This window comes from Deltaproteobacteria bacterium, from assembly GCA_005879795.1.
GTDB lineage: Bacteria > Desulfobacterota > Binatia > DP-6 > DP-6 > DP-6.
In genome coordinates, this window is the sequence record VBKJ01000133.1 from 17,661 (window position 1) to 39,617 (window position 21,957).

16 protein-coding genes and 1 pseudogene are annotated in these 21,957 nt (G+C 72.2%); 9 read left to right on the top strand and 8 right to left on the bottom strand.

Going from position 1 to position 21,957, the window contains the following annotated elements; translation table 11 throughout:
- The first annotated feature begins 108 nt into the window (after positions 1-108).
- Entirely contained in the window at positions 109-3,522 is a 3,414-nt protein-coding gene (locus E6J59_08835; GenBank protein ID TMB20341.1) for a hypothetical protein, read from the top strand.
- 105 nt (positions 3,523-3,627) lie between these two features.
- Entirely contained in the window at positions 3,628-5,313 is a 1,686-nt protein-coding gene (locus tag E6J59_08840) for a GAF domain-containing protein (protein TMB20342.1), read from the top strand.
- Between the two features lie 59 nt (positions 5,314-5,372).
- On the opposite strand, the gene E6J59_08845 is transcribed toward E6J59_08840, so the two are convergent.
- Positions 5,373-5,750 carry a hypothetical protein gene (locus E6J59_08845; protein ID TMB20343.1) on the bottom strand — a complete coding sequence of 126 codons (378 nt, stop codon included), beginning with the start codon at positions 5,748-5,750 and terminating at the stop codon, positions 5,373-5,375.
- Between the two features lie 114 nt (positions 5,751-5,864).
- Between E6J59_08845 and E6J59_08850 the strand changes: the two genes are divergently transcribed.
- Together E6J59_08850 and E6J59_08855 are read left to right on the top strand one after the other, a co-directional pair.
- The gene (locus E6J59_08850) at positions 5,865-7,559 is read left to right on the top strand and encodes a hypothetical protein (protein TMB20344.1); all 1,695 of its coding nucleotides are present in this window, start codon (positions 5,865-5,867) and stop codon (positions 7,557-7,559) included.
- 239 nt (positions 7,560-7,798) lie between these two features.
- Positions 7,799-8,029: pseudogene (locus E6J59_08855) on the top strand (hypothetical protein).
- Positions 8,030-8,254: 225 nt separating this feature from the next.
- Here E6J59_08855 and E6J59_08860 read toward each other — a convergent pair.
- The 6 genes from E6J59_08860 to E6J59_08885 form a co-directional block, all read right to left on the bottom strand.
- On the bottom strand, positions 8,255-8,635 hold the full coding sequence (locus E6J59_08860; GenBank protein ID TMB20345.1) for a response regulator: 381 nt from the start codon (positions 8,633-8,635) through the stop codon (positions 8,255-8,257).
- Between the two features lie 607 nt (positions 8,636-9,242).
- Complete coding sequence (locus E6J59_08865; GenBank protein TMB20346.1) at positions 9,243-10,028, bottom strand: SDR family NAD(P)-dependent oxidoreductase; 786 nt, start codon at positions 10,026-10,028, stop codon at positions 9,243-9,245.
- A gap of 55 nt (positions 10,029-10,083) precedes the next feature.
- The gene (locus E6J59_08870) at positions 10,084-10,467 is read right to left on the bottom strand and encodes a YkgJ family cysteine cluster protein (GenBank protein TMB20347.1); all 384 of its coding nucleotides are present in this window, start codon (positions 10,465-10,467) and stop codon (positions 10,084-10,086) included.
- A gap of 98 nt (positions 10,468-10,565) precedes the next feature.
- Entirely contained in the window at positions 10,566-11,936 is a 1,371-nt protein-coding gene (locus tag E6J59_08875; GenBank protein TMB20348.1) for a hypothetical protein, read from the bottom strand.
- A 200-nt stretch (positions 11,937-12,136) separates the two neighbouring features.
- Positions 12,137-13,222: a diacylglycerol kinase gene (locus E6J59_08880; protein ID TMB20349.1), complete on the bottom strand. Its 1,086-nt coding sequence runs from the start codon at positions 13,220-13,222 to the stop codon at positions 12,137-12,139.
- A gap of 1 nt (position 13,223) precedes the next feature.
- Positions 13,224-14,000 carry a glucose 1-dehydrogenase gene (locus E6J59_08885; GenBank protein TMB20350.1) on the bottom strand — a complete coding sequence of 259 codons (777 nt, stop codon included), beginning with the start codon at positions 13,998-14,000 and terminating at the stop codon, positions 13,224-13,226.
- Between the two features lie 86 nt (positions 14,001-14,086).
- On the opposite strand from E6J59_08885, the gene E6J59_08890 reads away from it, so the two are divergent.
- From E6J59_08890 to E6J59_08910, 5 genes are all read left to right on the top strand, one after another.
- Complete coding sequence (locus E6J59_08890; GenBank protein TMB20351.1) at positions 14,087-14,479, top strand: hypothetical protein; 393 nt, start codon at positions 14,087-14,089, stop codon at positions 14,477-14,479.
- Positions 14,480-14,646: 167 nt separating this feature from the next.
- The gene (locus E6J59_08895) at positions 14,647-15,870 is read left to right on the top strand and encodes an MFS transporter (protein ID TMB20364.1); all 1,224 of its coding nucleotides are present in this window, start codon (positions 14,647-14,649) and stop codon (positions 15,868-15,870) included.
- Positions 15,871-16,261: 391 nt separating this feature from the next.
- The gene (locus E6J59_08900; protein ID TMB20352.1) at positions 16,262-18,391 is read left to right on the top strand and encodes a hypothetical protein; all 2,130 of its coding nucleotides are present in this window, start codon (positions 16,262-16,264) and stop codon (positions 18,389-18,391) included.
- Positions 18,392-18,560: 169 nt separating this feature from the next.
- On the top strand, positions 18,561-19,154 hold the full coding sequence (locus E6J59_08905) for a YceI family protein (GenBank protein ID TMB20353.1): 594 nt from the start codon (positions 18,561-18,563) through the stop codon (positions 19,152-19,154).
- 102 nt (positions 19,155-19,256) lie between these two features.
- Positions 19,257-20,798, top strand: coding sequence for a lipase maturation factor family protein (locus E6J59_08910; GenBank protein TMB20354.1), 1,542 nt, complete (start codon positions 19,257-19,259; stop codon positions 20,796-20,798).
- Between the two features lie 120 nt (positions 20,799-20,918).
- Here E6J59_08910 and E6J59_08915 read toward each other — a convergent pair whose 3' ends face one another.
- On the bottom strand, positions 20,919-21,938 hold the full coding sequence (locus tag E6J59_08915) for an NAD(P)-dependent glycerol-3-phosphate dehydrogenase (protein ID TMB20355.1): 1,020 nt from the start codon (positions 21,936-21,938) through the stop codon (positions 20,919-20,921).
- Positions 21,939-21,957 lie beyond the last annotated feature (19 nt).

Here is a 21,957-nt window from a genome sequence, read left to right on the forward strand (position 1 = left end):
GGCGGAGCCGGCGGCGTGGGCCGCCGGCGTCACCTTTCGCTGGGCGTGGTCTCCCCCCTTTTCGGCGCTGCTGCTCAGGTCTCATTCGATTACCCTCCTCGCCGGCGCATGGTACCCGCAGGCGAGCTGACCAGATCACGAGGAGGTCGCATGCCCGCCGTCTCGCGTCCCCGCTCGCTCCGGCTTCTCGCCGCGCTCTGTCTCGTCGCCCCGCTTGCCGCACCTGCGCCCGCGGCCGCCCAGAGCGGCACCTGCAACCTCCCCGCCTACCCGAACGACCCCGACTACGCGCCCGCCGAGCGGGGCGATCGGACGAAGACGTGGAACGAGGAGCAGTGGTACCTCTACTCCTGTCTGCCGAGCGACGCGCCGGCCGCCACCGATCCCGAGGGCGCGAGCGGCATGAGCGTCGAGCGGGTCTGGAACGAGCTCGGCGACCGCGGGCGCGACGACGTCATCGTCGCCTACATGGAGGGCGGCGTGAACTGGCGCCTGGACGACAGCCCCGAGCTGCGCCGGCGCGCCTACCTGAACACAGGCGAGCTGCCGCTCCCGGAGGACGCCGGCGGCGTGACACACGGCGCCTACGACCTGAACGGCGACGGCGTGGTCAACGTCGACGACTGGGCCGACGACCCGCGCGTGCGGCGGCCGTTCCTCCACACCCAGGCGAGCGGGATCACCGCCGAGGACCTGATCGTCGCGTTCTCGGACGGCCGCGACGACGACGGCAACGGCTACGTGGACGACATCTCGGGCTGGAACTTCCACCGCGACACGAACGATCCGCAGACCGACAACAGCGTCTACGGCCACGCGAACGGCGAGTCGCGGCAGGTGCTCGGCGAGACCGACAACGCGCTCCGCACGGCGGGCATGTGTCCCAGGTGCCGCCTCCTCACCGTCAAGGCGGGCGACGAGGCGATCGACCGACCCGACCGGGTGGCCGAGGCGATCACGTTCGCGGTCGACTCGGGTGCGAAGGTGATCACGGGCGTGATCGCGTCGACCGGGCTCATCCCCGAGGTCGCCCAGGCGCTGCGCTACGCCTACGACCGCGGCGTGGTGGTCGCGTGGGCCTCGAACGACTTCGACTCGGGCGACCACACCGACGGCATGTTCTACCCGCACCTCTGGCCCGGGAACTCGATCGTCGGCGATCAGTCCACGCGCGGCCAGCAGTCGCCGAGCGTGCTCCTGAACCGGACCTACCGCAGCCGCTCGACGCTCACATCATTCGGTCCGCACGCGCTCTTCAGCGTGCCCAACAACGACGGCTCGACCTCGACCGGCACACCCACCCAGGCGGGCGTGGCCGCCCTGGTCATCAGCGCCGGACTCGACGCCGCGGCGGCGCTCGAGATCGCCCGGCCGCTCAGCGCCGACGAGGTGAAGCAGGTCGTGCGCTCGACGGTGTCCCCCATCGACGATCCGACGCTGCCGTTCCCGGGCCTTCCGGGTGCGACCTTCAACATCCAGTACGGCTACGGGCGGCCGAACGTCTACCGGGCGGTCCGGGCCGTCCACGCCGGGAGGATCCCCCCGACCGCGGACATCCTGCAGCCCGACTGGTATCAGGAGGTCGACCCGACCGTGCGCTCGGCCCTCAATATCTGCGCCGCCGTCGCGGCGCGGAATCCCGGTCCCTACACCTGGACCATCGGGTACGCACTCGGGCCGGAGCCCCTGGAGTCCGAGTTCGTGCCCATCGGCTCGGGACGGGGGAGGCGGTCCGGCACCGCGTGCGCCTCGCTCGGGCTCACGAACATCCCGTCATCGTTCTGGAGCGGGGACTTCGCCATCACGCCCGACCGCCTCTCGATCGAGCGCTACGACGTGACCGTGCGCGTGCGCGTGACGGACGCGGCGGGCCTCGTCGGCGAGGACCGGCGCGCCTTCCACCTGCGTCACGACGCGAGCGAGATGCCCGGCTTCCCGGTCCGCCTCGGCAGCTCGGGCGAGTCCTCGCCGACGATCGCCGGCCTCGAGGGGCGTCGCACGCTCGACGTCGTGGTCGCGACCGCCGGCGGCACGGTGCACGTGCTCCGTGCCAATGGCCGCGAGGCCCCGGGCTTCCCGGTCTTCACCGGTCCCGCGCCCGGCATGGACCCGGCCTCGGACGTGAACTACCTCGCCGTCCCGCGCTGGGGTAACGACCCGAGCGCTCGCCCGCGCGACGGGATCGCGGCGCCGACGGCGGTCGGGGACGTCGATGGCGATGGCCAGCTCGACATCGTCGCCACCACGGTGAGCGGCCGCACGTACGCGTGGCGGAGCGACGGCACGCTGCTCTCCGGCTTCCCGGTCGAGACCGACCGTGCCTTCGCCCACCAGCCCGTTCCGACCCCCGACACGCCGTATCACCGCAACCGCTCCACCGGCGCGTTCGCGGCACCGGTGCTCGTCGACCTCGACGGCGACGGCGCGCTCGACATCGTGCAGGCGGCCTGGGACGGGCACGTGTACGCCTGGCACGGCGACGGGAGCGCGGTCGCCGGCTGGCCCGTCGACACCGACTACCCGGCGCTCCGCCCCTCGGGCCAGACCTACGCGCGCGACGACAAGGTCGTCGCCACGCCCGCGGTCGCGGACATCGACGGCGACGGCACGCCGGACCTGGTCGTCTCCCTCCAGGACACGTCGTGGCCCAGCGACTCACCCGCCGGGGCCCCGATCGCCGGCTATCTCCTCGCCTTCTACGGCCAGGGCACGGCGCGCGGCAACGCCGGCCTCATCGAGGGCTGGCCGGTCGCGCTTCAGGGCCTCGTGCAGGGCTACGGCTCCGCGCAGGACTTCGTCACCGAGGGCCTCACCTCGCCCGTCGTCTACGACCTGCCGACGGGGCCGGTCGCGGTCGTGACGGTCAACCTGTTCGGGCAGTACCTGGTCGACCTCCGCACCCGCGCGACGCGGCAGTTCGCCGACGCCTCGCTCGCCGACGGCGGCGCGATCGTGCCGTTCACCACCTCGCCGTCGGCGGGCGTCCTGCTCGGGGGCGGCGCCCCGCTGATCGCCCAGTCGGGGTCCTCCGCCTCGGACGTCGCGACCGGCGTCGTCGAGACGCCGGGCATGGGAATCCGCGTGCACTCGGGCGTGGGCGTCTGGGATCCGTCGACCGGCCAGAGCCTGTCGCAGTTCTCGCAGCCGATCCAGGGCCTCGCCTTCTTCAGCGCGCCCGCGCTGGCCGACGTCTCGGGCGACGGCGTCCCGGACGTCATCCTGGCGACGGACTCCGCCGCGCTCCACGCCTGGGACGGCCGCACCGGCCAGCCCGTCGCCGGCTTCCCCAAGTGGACCGGCGGCTTCTCGCTCTTCACGCCCGCGGTGGCGGACCTCGACTGCGACGGGCGGCTGGACGTCGCCCTCATGACACGGGAGGGCTACCTGCACGTCTTCCGCACCCGCGGGCTCGCCTCGGCGGTGAGGCAGGCGTGGCACTGGCATCAGGACAATCGGAACAGCGGGCACTGGGGCCCCGACTCGGGAGCGGGGGAGGGACGGTGCGGCGTCGGGGGAAGGTGACTCGGCCCCCTCTCGAGTGGGGACGACGACGGATCGAGCGCGGGCCTTGTCGATCGTCGTCGAATCCTCTACTAACAGGAACCCGCATCCCCCAGTCCTTCGATCTTGACCAGGCCGGAGAGCACGAGAGAGCCCGGGCCCGCATCCAGGCGACCCGAAGAAGCCGTTCGCTGGCTCGAGGCGGTCACCGACACCGCGCTCGGGCGCCTGTCGCTCGAGGAGCTGCTGAGCGAGCTCCTCGTCCGCGTGCGCTCGATCCTCGGGGTCGACACCGCCGCCATTCTGCTGCGGGAGGGCGAGGAGCTCGTGGCGCGCGTGGCCAAGGGGCTGGAGGAGGAGGTCGAGGCGGGTGTCCGGATTCCGATCGGGCGCGGCTTCGCGGGACTCGTGGCCTCCGAGAAGCGACCGATCTTCATCGAGGATGTCGACCACTCCCAGGTGCTGAACCCGATCCTGCGCGAGAAGGGAGTCCGCTCGCTCCTCGGCGTCCCGCTTCTCTTCGAGGGCGGGGTGATCGGTGTGCTCCACGTGGGCACGCGCCGGCGCCGGCAGTTCGATCGACAGGACGCGCAGTTGCTCCAGGTCGTCGCCGACCGGATCGCCCTCGGGATCGAATACGAGCGGCTGTACCGGGAAGCCGAGGAGACCAGCCGCCTGAAGGATGAGTTCCTCGCGACCATCTCCCACGAGCTCCGCACCCCGCTCACGCCGATCCTCGTCTGGGTGAGTCAGCTGCGGCAGCGGACGTTCGATCCCGCCCACGCCGCGCGCGCGCTCGACGCGATCGAGCGCAGTGCGAGGATGCAGGCCCGGCTGGTCGACGACCTCCTCGACGTCTCGCGCATCATCGGCGGGAAGCTGCGCCTCGACCTCCGCCCGACGGAGCTCGCCTGGGTGATCGAGGCGGCAATCGAAGCGGTGCGACCGGCGGCTGCGGCCAGGGACATCCGCATCGAGACAAAGCTCGAGCCACGGGTCGACGTGATCCGGGGCGATCCGGAGCGGCTGCAGCAGGTGGTGTGGAACCTGCTCTCCAACGCGATCAAGTTCACGCCCGAGGGCGGGCGCGTCGATGTCACGCTCCAACGCGTGGACGCCCACCTCGAGCTGACGGTCAGCGACACGGGCCGGGGGGTCGCGCCCGGGTTCCTGCCCCATCTCTTCGAGCGGTTCCGGCAGGCCGACGCGTCCACCACGCGCGCGCACGGCGGCCTGGGCCTCGGTCTCGCAATCGTCCGTCACATCACCGAGCTCCACGGCGGCACCGTCCAGGCCGAGAGCGAGGGCGAGGGGAAGGGAACCACCTTCAGGGTGCGGTTCCCGCGCGGGGTCGCGATTCGGGGCGCGAGCGAGCAGGAGCGCGCGCCGCGAGGAGAGACCTTCGCCCGCGCGGCGCCCGCGCCACTCGGCGGCCTGCGCCTCCTGGTGGTCGACGACGAGCCGGATACGTGCGACGTCCTCGAAGCGGTCTTGCGCGGGGCGGGCGCCGAGGTCCGCGCCTGCCGGTCGGCCGCCGAGGCGTTCGCTCAGCTCGAGATCTGGTGGCCGGACGTGCTCCTGTGCGACATCGCGATGCCCGGCGAGGACGGATACTCGCTCATGCGGAGGATCCGGGCCGCGCAGGGCCGGTACGGACGCGCGCTCGGTGCCGTCGCGCTCACGGCCCGCACCCGGGCCGAGGACCGGGAGAAAGCGCTCTCGGCCGGTTTTCAGTTGCACGTCCCCAAGCCGATCGACGGCGACGACCTCCTCGCGGTGCTCGCGAGAGTCGCCCGGGTTGCGGCTTCGTGAGCGGCGGGCCGGGCGCCGCAGCCGCCGTGCTTGCCCCGACAGCCTCCTACCTTAACTAGCTAGTTCGCCTGCTGGCGACTGGTCTCGATGAGCACAGGCGGGAAGTTGAACTCCTCGTCGGGCGGCCGGCGGCCCACCTTCGCGCTCACCTGGAGGCGATCGCCGACGGCGGGTGCGGGCGCGTGGCTCACCACGTTGATGCGGCGGTCGTCGCCAAGGAGCGTGTAGAAGCTCTCCCCGAGGTGGCCGAGGCTCGGAGCAACCACGGTGCCGACCACCGTGACCTGCTGGTTCGCATAGTCGTCGGGGTGCTCCACGATGGCCCGGATCGACGTGTCGGCCGAGGCGGGTTCGGCGATCGCGACCAGCAGGCCAACCACGACGACAGCGATCACGGCGCGCGAGATGGCGACCATTCGAGCGAACTCTACCGCCACGACCGCGCCTCGTGCAATACGGAATTCCGACCGAGCGCGATTTTCCGCGTTGACGACCTCGGGATCGATCGGCTAAGGCAGGAAGGCCTGGAGGCCAGCCGGATGAGAGGACGCGTGCGCTTGAAGCTGGCGGTCGGCATCGCGGTGCTCGGCGTGGGGGTCCCGGCCGCCGCCGATCCCGTCAACAGCGATCTCGCCGCCGCCCAGGCGGGCGGCGGCTGCTACCCGACGGGCATTCAGCCCTCGCTGTTCGACATGCTCGTGCTCGTCAACCCCGAGTGGGCCCCGCTGCTGAACGGCATGACGGTCGCCTCCACGCCCGTCCTGGTGCACGGCACCGTCCTGGGCATGCACGGCGACACCAGCGGTGACTTCCCCGCCACGCACGTCCGGGCCGACGTCAACCACTTCGTGATGCCCGATCCGGAGGACGCCGGCCGGCTCGCGACCGGGAACGGTGACGGCGAGGTTCACTTCGAATGGGAGGCCGGCACCTACCCCGCCTGGGCCTGGGCCGGCACCGGAGACCGCATCGTCGGCCTGGGGCGCTGGATCTTCGACTGTGGGCATCCGGACCCGACGCCCGGGAACTGCTCCGTGACCACGGCCTCGCAGTGCGTGCTCGACGGCGACTGCCAGCCGCCCACGTGCCCGAGTTGCGGCTCGGGGGAGACCTGTGTGGGCGCGCACTTCGGGTACAGCTCCGAGCTCCATCCCCCGCAGGCGACGGCCGCGATCCGGACCGGGCGCGGGGCCGTCGTCTCGAGCCTGACCGGCGCCACGCCGGTACCCGCCACCAGGGTCGACATCTTCGTGAGCCCCTACGCCGGCGGGGCCAGCGACGAGTGCATCCTGACGCACCGGGAGACGCCCCTCGACCTCCTGAGCGTCGAGTGCTTCCCGCTCGCGCAGCCGGTGGCGCCGATCAACGGCCAGGACTTCGAGTTCGACGTGCCGCTGCCGCCGCGCCCCGCGGTGGGCGGCAGGCTCAAGCGGCGCATCGTCCCCCAGCAGGGACCGGCCGGCGCCGCGGCGCGCATTCGCGTGGTCCGGCGCCACGGGGACCGGGAGCACCTGCATGTGAGGGTCAGGATGACGAAACGAGTCCACGGCGTCCTCCCCACCGGGTACGCCGGGACGTTGCTGGCGGGATGGGTGAAGGATCCCACCCCGCTCACCCACGTCCGGGTGACGGTGAGCGACCTCGTCATCAACAACGCGCTCCAGCTGGCCACGCCCGTGGCCCCGAAGACGTGCTCCACCAGCCACGGCCCGTGCAGCACGAGTGCCGACTGCTCGAGCGGGGAGTCCTGCCTCGGCGCCGGGCCCGTGAAGAGCTGGGTCATGCAGGCCGCGATCAACGGCGAATGGCAGGAGCTCAGCGGCCTCGACGTGGTGAACACCGGCGACGTCATCCCGCAGACGCTGGTCTACGATCAGTACCTGCCGGCGAGCGGGGAGGTGCATCTGGAGGTCAACGGCGCGGCGCACGAGTGCGTCGACACGATGTACGCCAAGTCGCTGGCCACCGACGTCGCCGAGCTCGGGTTCAACAAGGGTATCGCCTGCCTGGCTTCGACCGCGCACCCCCCCGGGACGATCAACCTCGCCTACGCCGGGCCGGACTTCGGCGCCGGCGGCTCCGGCTCGATGGACTACGAGACCGTGAGCTCGGGCGGCGAGGGTGGAAACTGCTCGACGAGCACGACGCTCACCTGCGTGGTCGACGACGACTGCCCGTCCGGGGAGATGTGCCAGACGACGGGCGGCGCCTTCTCCCTGCGCTACCGGATCGAGCGATTGCCGTAAGCGACGGGGGTCCGGCAACATGCTCTTCGCCGCGGCCAGCGGGCCCGCCCTCGTCCCCTTCGGCCCCGTCGCCCCGAGGCGGGCGCCGGGGCTGCCCGTCTCAGCGGGAGCCGCCGCTTGACCCGGGTCCACGACGCGACCACACTCGGTTCGTGAAGCTCGCGGCGATGCATGGGCCGCCGGCTCTCTGCTTCGCGGTCCTGCTGACGCTCTCGCTGCCCGCCGGCGCGGCGTGCATGGGCCATGGCGGCGGCCACTCCGGTGGGGGCGGCTTCGCCGGCGGCGGGCACTTCGGTGGCGGCGCGCACTTCGGCGGTGGTGGGCACTTCGGCGGTGGTGGGCACTTCGGCGGTGGTGGGCACTTCGGCGGCGGCGGGCACTTCGGCGGCGGCGGGCACTTCGGCGGCGGCGGGCACTTCGGCGGTGGTCGCTTCGGAGGCCACTTCCCCGGAGGCTTCCATGGCTTTCGCTCCGGGTCCTTCTTCCACTCCAATCACGGCTTCCACCACGGACCCTTCTTCTTTGGCAACGGCTTCGTCGTCTTCGGCGTCCCGTGGGTCTTCCCACATTACTACTACCCGTACACGCCCTACCCGTATTACTCTCCCTACTGCGATCCCTACTCGCCTTACTACGACCCGAACTACTGCTACTGGCTGACCGGCTCCTAGACGTGCATCGGACGGCCCGGGTCCTCACCTCACCCGATGCCGGTCGACCAGCTCCAGCAACTCGTCCGGATCGGCGGGCTTCTGCAGCACGGCGGCGGCCCCCATGCGCGTCGCCCGGGCTGCGAGCGGATCGGCGGAGACCACGACCACCGGGATCGAGTCGAGCCTCTCGTCGCGCCGCTGCACCGCTCGGAAGTCCCAGCCGTTCATCCGCGGCATCATCAGGTCGAGCAGGATCAGGCAGGGCAGATCCTCGGCGGCGCGGAGCAGGCGCAGGGCCTCCAGCCCGTCCGCCGCCTCCAGCACGCGGTAGCCCTCGCTCGCGAGCAGGGCGGCGAACGCGCCGCGCACACCCGCGTCGTCCTCGACGATGAGCACGGGAGCCGCGGAACGCTTGGACGTCATCCTTGCTCTGCCCTCAGCATTCGCCCGTGCGGCCTCGGAGGCCGCCGCCGGCAAGACCGCGGCGCGCCGCTCTCGAGGACGCGGCCCAGCGAGGCGCCCAGGTTGGGAACGCCCGTCGCATGCGGATCGTCGGGGTTGTCCGGGAAGACCTCGAAGAGCTTGCGGCCGAGGATCCTCGCGCTTGGTCATGGTCGCGTGCAGGTAGGCGTCGCTGGCCGCGACGATGGTCAGGTCCGCGGTCAGGACGAGGCCGCCGCGGCGCGGACCCGAACAGCGCGCGAAAGTCCGGAGCCGGAGCCCTATCTGATCCGTGTGGCATGGTCGATCTCCTCGCCAGCCCACCCTCCGCACACACCTGGGCACGACCGGCACGGTCACGCGGACGCGACGCCCGATCCAACACGGTCCGGGACACGAGCCGGCGATCCCGTTTGGATCGGCAGTGTTCGGCATGATGCGCGATACGCACGGGGAACGTCAAGGTGGGAGACGTTGCCTCCCGATGTGGCACGCGCGGGGGACACACGCTGACGCCGAGCGTGACCCACGCGTTGCGCCGGCTCGGAGCTCTTGTCCCCGCAACTCCCACCCGCTGAAGGGTTGCTGGTCACGACGCGGTCAGCGGCTGCGCCCGCAGCGTCTGGCGCCGTACGAACTCGGGCGCGAGGCTCTTCACGAGGGGGGTGAGCCCCGTGAACCAGGGCAGGTAGATGCGGAACTTCCTGCTCTCGAGCGCCTCCAGGACGCCCGCCGCGACCCGCGCGGCGTCCATGCACACGAACCTGGGCGGCATGGGCTGGCCCTTGAACTGCTCGAGGGTGAGCGGCGTGATCACGTGGCCGGGGTACACGATCGACACGCGCAGGCCCTGCTCGCGCACCTCGAGCAGCAGGGCCTCGGAGAAGGCGTCGAGCGCGGCCTTCGAGGCGGCGTAGGCCGTCTGCCCGGGCGGCGGCGAGAAGGCCGAGGGTGAGGAGACGTTGACGATGTGGCCGCTCCGCCGGCCGAGCATCCCGGGGAGGACCGCGAGGGCGCAGGCGACGGCGCCCAGGTAGTTGGTGCGCATGATCGACTCGAACTCGACCGCCGACGTCCGCACCGCGGGCTTGTAGGCCCCGGTCCCCGCGTTGTTCACCAGGACGTCCACGCGGCCGTGCGCCCGCTCCAGGCGGCGCAGCGTCGCGGTGATGGCCTCGGCGTCGCTCACGTCGGCCTGGGCGGTCTCGACCGTTCCGGAGAGGCCGCGGGCGCTCTCCTGCAGGCGCGCCAGGTTCTCGGCGCCGCGGGCGATGCCGATCACGGTGGCGCCGCGCCGCGCGAGCGCGATGGCGGTCTCCCGGCCGATGCCGGTCGAGGCACCCGTGACCACGGTAATCAGACCCCGGTAGTCCATGACAGCGACCTCCTCCTGGACGAGGGCATCACGGCGCTGCCGGGCACCACGCGCGTCAGCCCGCGCGGCCCGGGAGATCGACCGCGTAGCCGCACTCCGGATCGGCGAGCGGCATCTCGCGCGGCGCCTGGCCGTACCAGGGGTAGCCGCGGCAGACGAGCGGTCGTTCCTCGTACACGGTGCAGCGGCCGTCCGCGCCGAGCCGATCGCAGGTGTAGAGCTGCGCGTCCGCGGGGAGCCGGCTCGTGTAGAACGGGTTCAGCGCCGTCGCCTCCGCACGCGTCAGCGGATGCCAGTGCTCGGCGGCGAAGACGTGGTCGGAGGGAATGCCGAGCACGCGGGTCAGGGCGGCCATCTGCCGCACCTCCTCGGGCGACTGTTCGAGGACCAGGACCTTGCAACAGGCGCCGCAGCCGTTGCAGCTGCCCCGGAGCTCCATCGCCGGGGACCGTAGCGCAGCGCCATCGCGGAGTTCAACGGGGCTGGCGTCACTGCACGCCGCCGGCAGTTCTCCTTCACCGCGAGGGGACGATCCAGCTAGAACAGCCGCTCGAACCGCTGTCTCAGGTCGTCGATCCCGTCCGCGATCCGCGCGAAGGTCCGCGTGAAGAACGCCCCCAGGTCGTCGCCCTCGCTGTCGCCGATCACGCCGAAGGGCACCTCGCCCGCGGGACGGAAGCGGCTGTGAGCGAGCGGGTCGTGCGCCGCCACCCGCGCGACGTCCACGTGCGGGATCGACTCGCCGAAGCGGGCGTTGATCGCCTCGATGAACGTGTTGGCGATGAGGGCGTTGCCGGTCCGCGTCGGGTGGATGCCGTCCAGGCTGAAGATGCCGCCCAGATAGCGCGTGGTGAGATCCGGTGTGCCGTCGGCGTTCAGGTCGACGCCGCTCGCGCCCAGCTGATCGAAGCCCGTGAACAGGTCGACCGGCGCGATCACGACGCCGCGGGTCCGCTCCGTGTCCGCGATGGCCGCCGCGATCTCGTCGTTGAAAGCGCTCACCCTGGCCCGCACCTGCACACGCTCGGCCGCATCCAGCACCTTGGCGCACGGGGGAGTGGGCAGCCGGTCGGGGGAGAGATCGATCGAGAGGAGGTCGTCCGCGGCGACCGGCTCGGTCGTGCCGTCCGTCGCGCGACAGCTCGTCACGTCCCCGGCGGCGCGGCGCAGGGCCGCGATGGCCGTCGGATCGGGGAGGTTGGCGACCGCCATGTCCGCCTGCGTGTCGGCCAGCGCGTCGAGCAAGGCGCGGAAGCGGCCCCCGAACTCGTCCGCCGTGAGCGTCACCGCGCCGGGGCTGGTGTCGGTCGCCATGTCGAGCACGTCGTTGTTCCCGATCCAGACCAGGAGGAAGCTCGGACGCAGGTCGCGCGCGCGGCTCACCTGCGACACGGGCTCGGGCCGGAGCGGGAGGCCGAGGATCAGGAACTTGAGCACGTCACGCCCGTTCACGTCGCCCGTGACGAGCCCGCCGGCGATGTCTTCCGCGGCGATCTTCTGAAAGACGCTCCGGGTGTCCTCGCCCGGGACGGCGAGGTTGCGCGCGGTCTTGCCCGGGTGGGCGCGGAAGCCGAGGCCGTCGTGCGTGCGCCGCACCTCGCCTCGGTCGAGGCGGCCATTGCCGTTGGCGTCCACGATCCCGAGCGGCGGCGGCACGCCGGGCGCGCTCAAGAAGGGCAAGGGCAGCCGCACCTGCGCCCGCCGGGCGACGAAGGCCGGGGCGCTGTCCACCTGCCCCGGACGCCCAACGCCGACGAAGCCGCCCGAGCCGAAGCCCGCGAGCAGGCTGTCGCCGACAACCACCATGCGCCGCAGCCGGGAGACGCCGGCGTGCGCGTCCCCGGCCAGCAGTGCGTTCACGAGGAGCGCCGCGCAGAGAGACCGATGGCAGATCGCAGTGCTACGCATGCGTCGCGAGATGGCCGGAGTCAACACCCGAACCCCGCCCGCAGCTACTCACCCGGGCGGGTGAGCCACCGCGACAACAACAGGGGAGCCCCGTCAGCTGATGCAGCGGCCGATCGTGCTGCGCGGCAATCCGGCGTTCATCGCCCGGCCGGCGGAGGAAGGTGCTCGCGCTGCTGGTCCGACAACCCGGTGTGGCGCTCTCAGGGGACCACGTCTGGCTCATGCGCGCCTGGAGGTCCGAGCCCCCGCCCCGTCACGAGCGGCAGGTCGAGCGCCGACAGGAGTCCCGGGTTCGCCCGGCACACCGCGGGGATCGCATTCACGATCCGCGTCGCCGCGAGCAGCACCCCGCCCACGGCGCGGTCGCCCTTCTCGTCCTCGAACTCGAGCTCGCAGCGCATCGCGGGCGTGCCCTTGATCAGCACGCGATAGCTTCCCTTCCCCTGCGGCCACTCCGGCGCGAGCTCGTCGTCGAGCCGGGTCACGTGCTCGACCACGATCGCCGGCCGCCCGCCCACGATCCCCTGCACCTCGAAGCGGAGCGCGGCCATGGTGCCGGGCTCGACCGTGTGCGCACCGACCCGGATCGGGCGCACGGCCGGCCGCCGCTCGTAGACGGAGCGGATGTCCTCCAGCTCGACCGCCAGCCCCTCGGCGAGGAGCCGGACCGTCCCGCCCCACGCGAAGGTCAAGGAGCCCGGTGCGAGCAGGAGCGGCGTGTGATCGAGCGGCTTGCCGAACCCCATCGTCTCGAACAGCACCTGCGGCTGGTCGTAGGTCGCATAGTTGATGATCTCGAGGATGCGCACCTCCGTCCAGCGCTGACACAGCCCCGACAGCGCGAGCGGCAGCAGGTCGTTCGCGAACCCCGGGTCGATCCCCGAGGTGAAGAAGGATGTCCTGCCCCGTCGGCACGCGTCTTCCAGCTTGTCGCGCACCTCGGGGAAGAAGGAGCGGGGGTGCACGAGCGGGACGATCGAGCTGGAGACGACATCCTTCCCGGACGCGAGGATGCGGCAGATGTCCTCGACCGCCTCGAACGGCCGGAGGTCCGCCGTCGCCGTGTAGCAAACGCAGTCCGCGTCGAGCGCGAGCAGCGCGTCGGCGTCGGTGGTCGCGCGCACACCCACCGGCGCGAGCCCGCACAGCTCGCCCGCGTCCCTCCCGGCCTTCGCCGCGCCCGACACCCACAGGCCGGCCAACTCCAGCTCCGGGTGCCCGATGATGCAGCGGAGCGCGAAGCGCCCGACGTTCCCCGTACTCCACTGGATCACGCGGTAGGGCATCTCAGTCGAACGGCCAGTTGGTCGACTCGGTGCCACCGTCCACCTCGACCACCTTGCCGGTCACCCAGCCGCCGGCGGGTGAGCATAGCCAGAGGGCGGCCAGGGCGACGTCCTCCACCGACCCGATGCGGCGCATGGGCGTCATCGCCTCCATCTGCATTCGGATCTCGTCGGTGAGGAAGGGCCGCAGCGCCGACGTCTCCACCGCGCCCACCGCGAGCGCGTTCACGCGCACGCGCGGCGCGAACTCGGCGGCGAGCTGCCTGGTCATGAACGAGAGCGCCGCCTTCACCGTGCCGTAGGCAACGAAGCCCTTGCGCACGATGCGCCCGGCCGCGGACGAGATGTTCAGCACCGCACCGCCGTCGCGCGCGAGCATGTGGGGGAGGCACGCGCGGGTGAGCAGGAAGGCGGAGGTCAGGTTGAACCTGAGGCACCACTCCCACGACGGCAGATCCGTGTCGAGGAACGGCATGGGCGGGAAGCCGCCCGCGTTGTTGACCAGGAGGTCGATGCGGCCGAAGTCCGCCATCGTGCGCCCGACGACCTCCTCGAGCTGCGCCGGGTCGGTCACGTCGCAGCGGACCGGGAGCGCGCGCCGCCCAAAGCCGCGCACCCGTGCGGCCGTCGTCTCGATCTCCGTTTCCGTGCGCGCGGCGCACACCACGTCGGCGCCCACCTCGGCGAAGGCGAGCGCGATCGCCTGGCCGATACCACGGCCGGCGCCGGTCACGAGCGCGACCCTGTCCGTCAGCCGGAAGCGGTCGAGGAGCCCCATGCCGGGCCGGGATCGCTCCGAAGCCCTCCGGAAGTCAAGAACGGTCGCTGGCAAACGCGGCGCGCGGGCGTTAGCATCGGGCCGCCATGGCATCCCAAAAGCACATCGAGCACGCGGCCGCGACGCTCTCCTTCCAGGCCTTCTGGACCTGGCTCCAGGCCCACCCGAACTGCATCCTGCGCGCGGGCACGCCCGAGGTCGTGCTCTACGACGACGACGACCTCCACTGGCACTTCGCCGTCGAGGGGGACGACACCCGTGTCGTGCAGCTGATCCGCGGCAAGACCCTCGTGGGCGAGATCGTCGTGACGCCGGGTGACATCGCCTACGTGCAGGGCGTCGCGGGAGAGGCGGAGGACGAGTACATGTTCGAGCTCATCTCCGAGACCGAGACCGACCGCGTCGCCGGCTACCACGTCGTGCTCTCGCACGCGTACGACGCCGAGTCCAGCCTCCCGCCCGGGCGCGCGGTGCACTAGGAGGCCTCCTAGTGTGGTGTCCGCGAGGTGGCTTTACTGCGAGTGCCGAGCCACGTCGCGGACAGCACACCAGGTGAGCGAGCCCGCCGCTGACGCCCGCCGGTCACGACCACCCCGCCTTCGCCGCCGCCGTCCTCGCGAAGGTGAGCCGCCGCCTCATCCCCTTCATGTTCGTCCTCTACGTGGTCGCCTACCTCGACCGCATCAACGTCGGCTTCGCGGCGCTCCAGATGCGGCAGGACCTGGGCTTCACGGACGCCGTCTACGGCCTCGGCGCGGGCATCTTCTTCATCGGCTACTTCCTCTTCGAGGTGCCGAGCAACCTGATCATGCACCGGGTGGGCGCGCGCGTGTGGATGGCGCGCATCATGATCAGCTGGGGCGTCATCTCGGCGGCGATGATGCTCGCGCGCGGCGCGGCGAGCTTCTACGCGCTCCGCTTCCTCCTCGGCGCGGCCGAGGCGGGGTTCTTTCCCGGAATGATCCTCTACCTCACCTACTGGTTCCCCGCCGCCGAGCAGGCGCGCGCCGTGGCGCGCTTCATGACTGCGACCGCGATGGCGGGCGTGGTGGGCGGGCCCATCTCCGGGGCCATCCTCGTGGGGCTCGGCGGCCGGGGCGGGCTGGCGGGCTGGCAGTGGCTCTTCCTCCTGGAAGGCCTGCCGGCGGTGGCGTTCGGGCTCGCCGTGCTCGTCTACCTGACCGATCGCCCGGAAATGGCCGACTGGCTCGCGCCCGAGGAGCGCAGGTGGCTTGCGGAGCACATGGGGCGCGAGCACGCCGAGCGGCAGGCGCGGCACGGCTACGGCGTCGTGCAGGCCCTCGCGCACCGGCGGGTGTGGCTGCTCGGGCTCCTCTACTTCGCGCTCGCGTGCGGGGTCTACGGCGTGAGCTTCTGGATCCCGCAGATCATCGAGGGCTTCGGCGGGCTCGGGGACCTCGCGGTGGGCATGGTGTCGGCGGTCCCGTACCTGGCCGCGGCGATCGGCATGGTGGTCGTCGGCGCGCACTCGGATCGATGCGGGGAGCGGCGCTGGCACCTGGCCGGGTCGGCATTCGTCGGTGCGGCAGGGCTGCTCGCGAGCGCGAGCGTCACGTCGCCCGTCGGGTCGCTGCTCGCCCTCTCGCTCGGCGCGCTCGGGGTGTGGAGCGCGCTCGGGCCGTTCTGGGCCCGCTCGGCCACCTTCGCGAGCGGGAGCGCGGCCGCGGGCGCGATCGCGCTCGTCAACTCGGTCGGCAACCTGGGCGGCTTCCTCGGCCCCTACCTGATCGGGCTCGTCAAGGAGCGCACCCACGGCTTCGCCGGCGGGCTCGCCATCCTGGCAGGCGGGCTCGTCCTGGCGGGGGTGATCGCGCTCGGCCTCCGCGACGAAGCCGAGCCACCGGCCTGATGCTTCAGCGAATACGGGCGATCACACCGAGCGCCGCGGCCACCGTCGCCCACGCGATGAGCAGGTGCGCAAGTCCGGTCAGCATCGCATTCTCCCGACACGCTGCGAGCAGCAAGTCCGCGGCCAGGGGTCGGGCCGCGTTGCATCGGACCCTCCACGCCGCGGCTGCACAATCGCGCAGCAGCGTCCGCCCAGCGAAGCAGCGCCGCTCGACGGAGGACGGCGCTCATCTCCGCGTCCCCCCGGATCCTCGCTCGCCTTGCTGTCTGCTCGGAAGTCCAATAGGGGCCGCAGAGCGGAGGTAAGGAGTCCCTCCCCGGGCGTAACCGCAGGCCGGGCGGCCTGTTTTGCTCGGACCGCGCCCTGTGGGCGTGGAGAGGAGATGACGACCATGGGGTGGAAACGGCTCGCGACGACGGCTCTCGTAGTTCTCGTGGCGGTGGCCGGCCGGGCACCCGGTGTCGCGGCGGCGGTGCCGCGAGGGGCGGGCGCCACCCCCCCGCGGCTCAGCTTCACCGACGGCGAGGTGTCCTTCTGGCGTCCCGGCGCGGAGGACTGGGCCCCCGCGAAGGTGAACACTCCCCTCGCTGCGGGTGACTCCCTCTACACCGGCGAGAACGCCAACCTCGAGCTCCAGGTCGGCCCCAGTGCCTTCGTGCGCGCCGGGGCCGGGACCGAGCTGGGCTTCGAGTCCCTCGAGCCCGACCTCCAGCAGTTCAAGTTGACAACCGGCCACGCCGCGGTGGACGTGCGCCGCCTCCCGCGCGGCCAGGCGATCGAGGTCGACACACCCAACGGTGCCTTCACCATCGATCACCCGGGCTACTACCGCATCGACGTCGAGCAGGAGCGTACCACCTTCTCGACCCGCCGCGGCGGCGAGGCAACCCTCGTCCCTGCCGACGGCGAGGCCACCGACGTCGGCTCCGACAAACAGTTAGTGCTGGAAGGGACGGACACGCCGCAGCTCAGCACCAGCGCGGCCCCCGACCCCGACGACTGGGACCGCTGGAACCTCGACCGCACCGGGCGCCCGAGCGAGCCGTCGCCCAGCGCGGCCTACGTGTCCCCCGAGGTCGCGGGCAGCGAGGACCTCGACCGCCACGGCGACTGGCGCGACACGCCGCGCTACGGCCACGTGTGGGTGCCCCACGAGGTGCCGCCCGACTGGGCGCCGTACTCGACCGGGCGCTGGGTCTGGGACCCGTACTACGGCTGGACCTGGGTGGATGACGCGCCGTGGGGCTGGGCACCGTACCACTACGGCCGCTGGGTGTACGTCAACGGCTTCTGGGGCTGGGCGCCGGGCCCGGTCGTGGCGGCGCCCGTGTACGCGCCCGCGCTGGTCGCCTTTTTCGGCGCGCCGGGCGTCGGCGTGTCGGTGAGCGTCGGCGTCCCGTTCGTGAGTTGGGTGGCGCTCGGCTTCGGCGAGCCGGTCATCCCCTGGTGGGGCCCGGTCGGCTTCGTTGGGACGTGCTGGTGGGGCGGCTGGGGCGGCCCGCGCTTCGTCAACAACAACGTCGTCATCCAGCACAACACCTACGTGAACGTGCGGAACGTGACGGTCTTCCAGAATACGCACGTCCACAACGCGGTGATTGCGGTGCAGCGCGATCACTTCGGCCGGGGGCATGTCGAGCACGTGCGCCTGGGCGCGGCCGACGCGCAACGTCTCCGTCCAATCCACGGGCGGCTCGGCGTGAAGCCCACGCCGGCAAGCCTGGTCGCCAAGGAAGGCCACGCCATCCGCCCGCCGCAGGCGGTGCATGCGCGGCCCGTGGTGGCGACGCGCCCGCCGCAGGATCTCTCGCACCGCCTGCGCGCCGCGGGGCTCAACCCGGCGTCGAGCGCCGCGCCGCCGCCGCGGCTCGTGCACGCGCCGCGGCCCCAGGGCGGCGGCCGCCAGGCCTCGTTCGGCAGCCGCGCGACCCCGCCACCGCCGCCGGGAGCGGGGCACCGCCGGCTCGAGGCGGGGGCGCGTCCCGCGCCGCCATCGCAGCACACGCACGGCGAGCGTCCGAACCTCGGCCCGCCTCGTGCCCCCGCAGCGCCGCGGGCGCCGACCACCGCGGAGCGCCGCCCGCACGGCGGCGCGCGCGCTGCCGAGCGCGGCACACCGCCGGCCCTCCCGCACGACGCGGAGCGGCGCCCTGCCGAGCGCGCCGCACCGCCACCCCCACCGCACCACGCGGAACGCGCGCGCCCCGCGCCACCTGCGCCGGCGCGCAGGGTGGAGCGGGAGCGCCCGGCGCGTGGCGCTCCACCCCCGCAGCTCGGCGCTCCGCCGCCGCGCGCACCACACGAGGGCACGCACGCGCCGCGGCCGCAGCCCGCGCCGCACGAGAAGCAACATCAGGGGCCGGGCGGCGCTCCGCCCTCCGCACGCTGGGAGGCGCCTCGCGCGCCGCATGCCTGGACTCAGCGCCCCGCCCGGAGCGCTTCCGTGCGCGAGCGTGGGGCGCGTCCGAGCGAGCGGCGGGCCGCCGGTGCGGAATCGCCACGCGTAGCGCGCGGGCGCTGACCGTATGGCACCGCCATCCCCGGCGCCACCGCGGGCCGGGCGGCGATGCCCCGCGATCCGCGCGCGACGTTGGCGAAGTGGTTCGCCTGGCCCATCACCGCGATGTTCGCCCCGGCGAGCTGCGTCAATCCACTTGCCTGAGCTCGCTCGCGCGCATAGGAGGGGCCGCATGCGCAACCTGCTGATCGCCGTCGCTCTCGCCCTCCCCTCGTTCGCCGAAGCCGTCACCTGGAACCTCGATCCGTCCCACACCAGCGTGCAGTTCTCGGTCCGCCACCTCATGGTGAGCAACGTGCGCGGCGAGTTCGCCAAGCTGAGTGGCAGCGTCGAGGTGGACGAGAAGGACCTCACGCACTCGAAGATCCAGGCCGCCATCGACGCCGCCAGCATCGACACCCGCGTCGAGAAGCGCGACACGCACCTGAAGAGCCCCGACTTCCTCGACGTGGCCAGGTACCCGACCATCAGCTTCGTGTCGAAGAAGATCGAGCAGGCCGGCGCGGGACACTTCAAGGTGACGGGCGACCTGACCCTCCACGGCGTCACGCGCGAGGTGAGCCTCGACGTCCAGGGCCCCACGCGCGAGATCAAGGACCCCTGGGGCAACACCCGCGCCGGCGCGCAGGCCACCACCACGATCCATCGCAAGGACTTCGGCCTCACCTGGAACCAGGCGCTCGAGGCCGGAGGCGTGGCCGTCGGCGACGAGGTGTCGATCACGATCGACGTCGAGGCGACGAAGCAGACCGCCGCGGGCGGCTGAGCCGCAGCCGTCAGCGCGGCGCGGGCTCGATCAACGGGACGATCTCCGCCGGGCGGCGGGTTGATCGCCGCACGCGCCCGTCGCTAGTGTGGTGTCCGCGAGGTGGCTTTAGAAGCCGAGCCCACGGTGACGCGCTCGCCCTACTGGCTCACCCGCTTCGTCCTCCTTCGCCTCCTCGGCTTCGTCTACTTCATCGCCTTCCTCTGCCTCGCCCGCCAGCTGCTCCCGCTGCTCGGCCACGACGGGCTCACGCCCGTCCCGCTCTTCCTCCATCGTCTGGAGGCGCACTTCGGCTCGCGTCGGGCGGCGTCCCTCCAGCTCCCGAGCCTCTTCTGGCTCGACGCCTCGGACGGCTTCATGCTCGCCATGGCCTGGCTCGGGGCCGGCCTCTCGCTCGTGGTGCTGGCCGGCTTCGCGAACGCGCTCCTCATGGCCGTCCTCTGGGCGCTCTACCTCTCCTTCGTGCACATCGGGCAGGACTGGTACGGCTACGGCTGGGAGATCCAGCTCCTCGAGACCGGCTTCCTCGCGGTCTTCCTCTGCCCGCTCCTCGATCCGCGCCCGTTCCCACGGCGTCCGCCGCCGGCAGCGGTCCTCTGGCTCTACCGCTGGCTCGTCTTCCGCATCATGCTGGGCGCGGGACTCATCAAGCTACGCGGCGATTCGTGCTGGCGCGACCTCACCTGCCTCTACTACCACTACGAGACGCAGCCGCTGCCGAACCCGCTGAGCCGCTGGCTGCACTTCAAGCCGCGCTGGTTCCAGAGGTGCGGCGTGCTGTTCAACCACGTGGCCGAGCTGGTGGCCCCGTGGTTCGCGTTCTGGCCGCGCGCGGCGCGGCACGTGGCGGGCGGGGTGCTCCTTGCGTTCCAGGTGTCGCTCATCCTGAGCGGGAACCTCTCCTTCCTGAACTGGCTCACGATCGTACCCATCCTCGCCTGCTTCGACGACTCGCTGCTCCGCCGCGTGCTACCGCGCCGCCTCGTCGTGCGCGCCGAGCGCGCCGCGGCGGCAGCGCAACCCTCGCGCGCCGAGCAGGCGACGGTCGCCGCGCTGGTGGTGCTGGTCGCCGTGCTGAGCATCGATCCCGTGCGCAACCTGCTCTCCGAGCGCCAGATGATGAACACGGCCTTCAACCGCCTCGAGCTGGTGAACACCTACGGCGCCTTCGGGAGCGTCGGCCGCCTGCGCCCCGAGATCGTCTTCGAGGGCACGAGCGACGCGACCATCACCGACGCCACCGTCTGGCGGGAGTACGAGTTCAAGTGCAAGCCCGGCGACGTCATGCGCCGGCCATGCGTCGTCGCGCCCTACCAGGAGCGGATCGACTGGCAGATCTGGTTCGCCGCCATGTCGACGCCGGAGCGCTATCCGTGGACGCTTCACCTGGTGTGGAAGCTCCTCCACGACGACCCGGGGGCGCTCAGCCTCCTGGCCACCAACCCCTTCCCCGATGCGCCGCCGCGCCACGTCCGCGCCCGCCTCTACCGCTACGAGTTCGCGCCGCCCGGCGACCCGAGCGGGGCCTGGTGGCGGCGGACGCTCGTCCGCGAGTGGCTGCCGCCGCTCTCCGCCGACGATCCGCATCTGCGCCGCTTCCTCGCCGCGCATGGCTGGATTGCCGCGACCGGACCACCGGCGTGAGGCGGACGGACGACGTGCGACCCGGCGCGGAGTGCAGCCTACTCGCAGATCGTCGACCTGGCGGCCGCCACCCCGAGCGTCCGGCTGGCGTCCTCGCCGCACCCGTCACGCCGTCAGAGATCACGAGCCCCGAATGCCCTGCAGCTCCTCCTTGTGCCCGCGCTCGAGCAGCTGGCGCACGGCCTCGAGGAGCGGCCGCCCGCGGTGCAGCACGTGGTACACCTGTTCGGTGACGGGCATGTCGACGCCCACCTTTCGCGCCAGGTCGTACGCCGCCGCCGCGGTCGAGAACCCTTCGGCCACCGAGCGCTGGCGCGCGAGGTAGGCGGCCGGGTCGGCGCCCTCGGCGACCCGCAGCCCGAGCGTGCGGTTGCGCGAGAGGTCGCCCGTGCAGGTGAGCACCAGGTCGCCCACCCCGGCCAGCCCGAGGAACGTGAGCGGATCGGCCCCGAGCGCCACGCCGAGCCGGGCCATCTCGGCGAGCCCGCGCGTGATCAGCGCGGCACGCGCGTTCGCGCCGAAGCGCAGGCCATCACAGGCCCCGGTGGCGATCGCCATCACGTTCTTGACCGCGCCGCCCACCTGGACGCCGACCGGGTCGGCGCTCGAGTAGGTCCGTAGTGTGGCGGAATGGACGAGATCCTGCACCTTGCGGGCGGCGACCATTCCCTTCGACGCCACCACGACGTCGGTCGGGAGGCCGCAGGCGACCTCGCGCGCGAAGGTCGGCCCGGAGAGAAAGGCGAGGCGCTCGGGCTCGAGGTCGGGCATCGTCTCCTCGAGCACCATCGACATGAGCTTCAGCGTCCGCTCCTCGATACCCTTCGTGGCGACCACGACGAGCGCGTCGCTCCGCACGCCTGGGGCCGCCAGCGTCGACACGGCGCGCAGGTGGCTCGAGGGGGGGACGAGGACGACCACGTCCCCGCTCGCCGCCACCTCCCGGGCATCCGCCGATGCCCGGATGGTGTCCGGGAGCGAGACGTCCGGGAGGTAGACCGAATTCGTGTGCCGGGTGGCGATCTCCTCGGCCACTTCGGGCTCGTACGCCCACGCCGTCACCGCGTGCTCGAGCCTCGCCAGGTGGCAGGCGAGCGCGGTGCCCCACGCTCCGGAGCCGACGACCGCGAATCGTGTCATGCGCCCCTATACAGCCCCG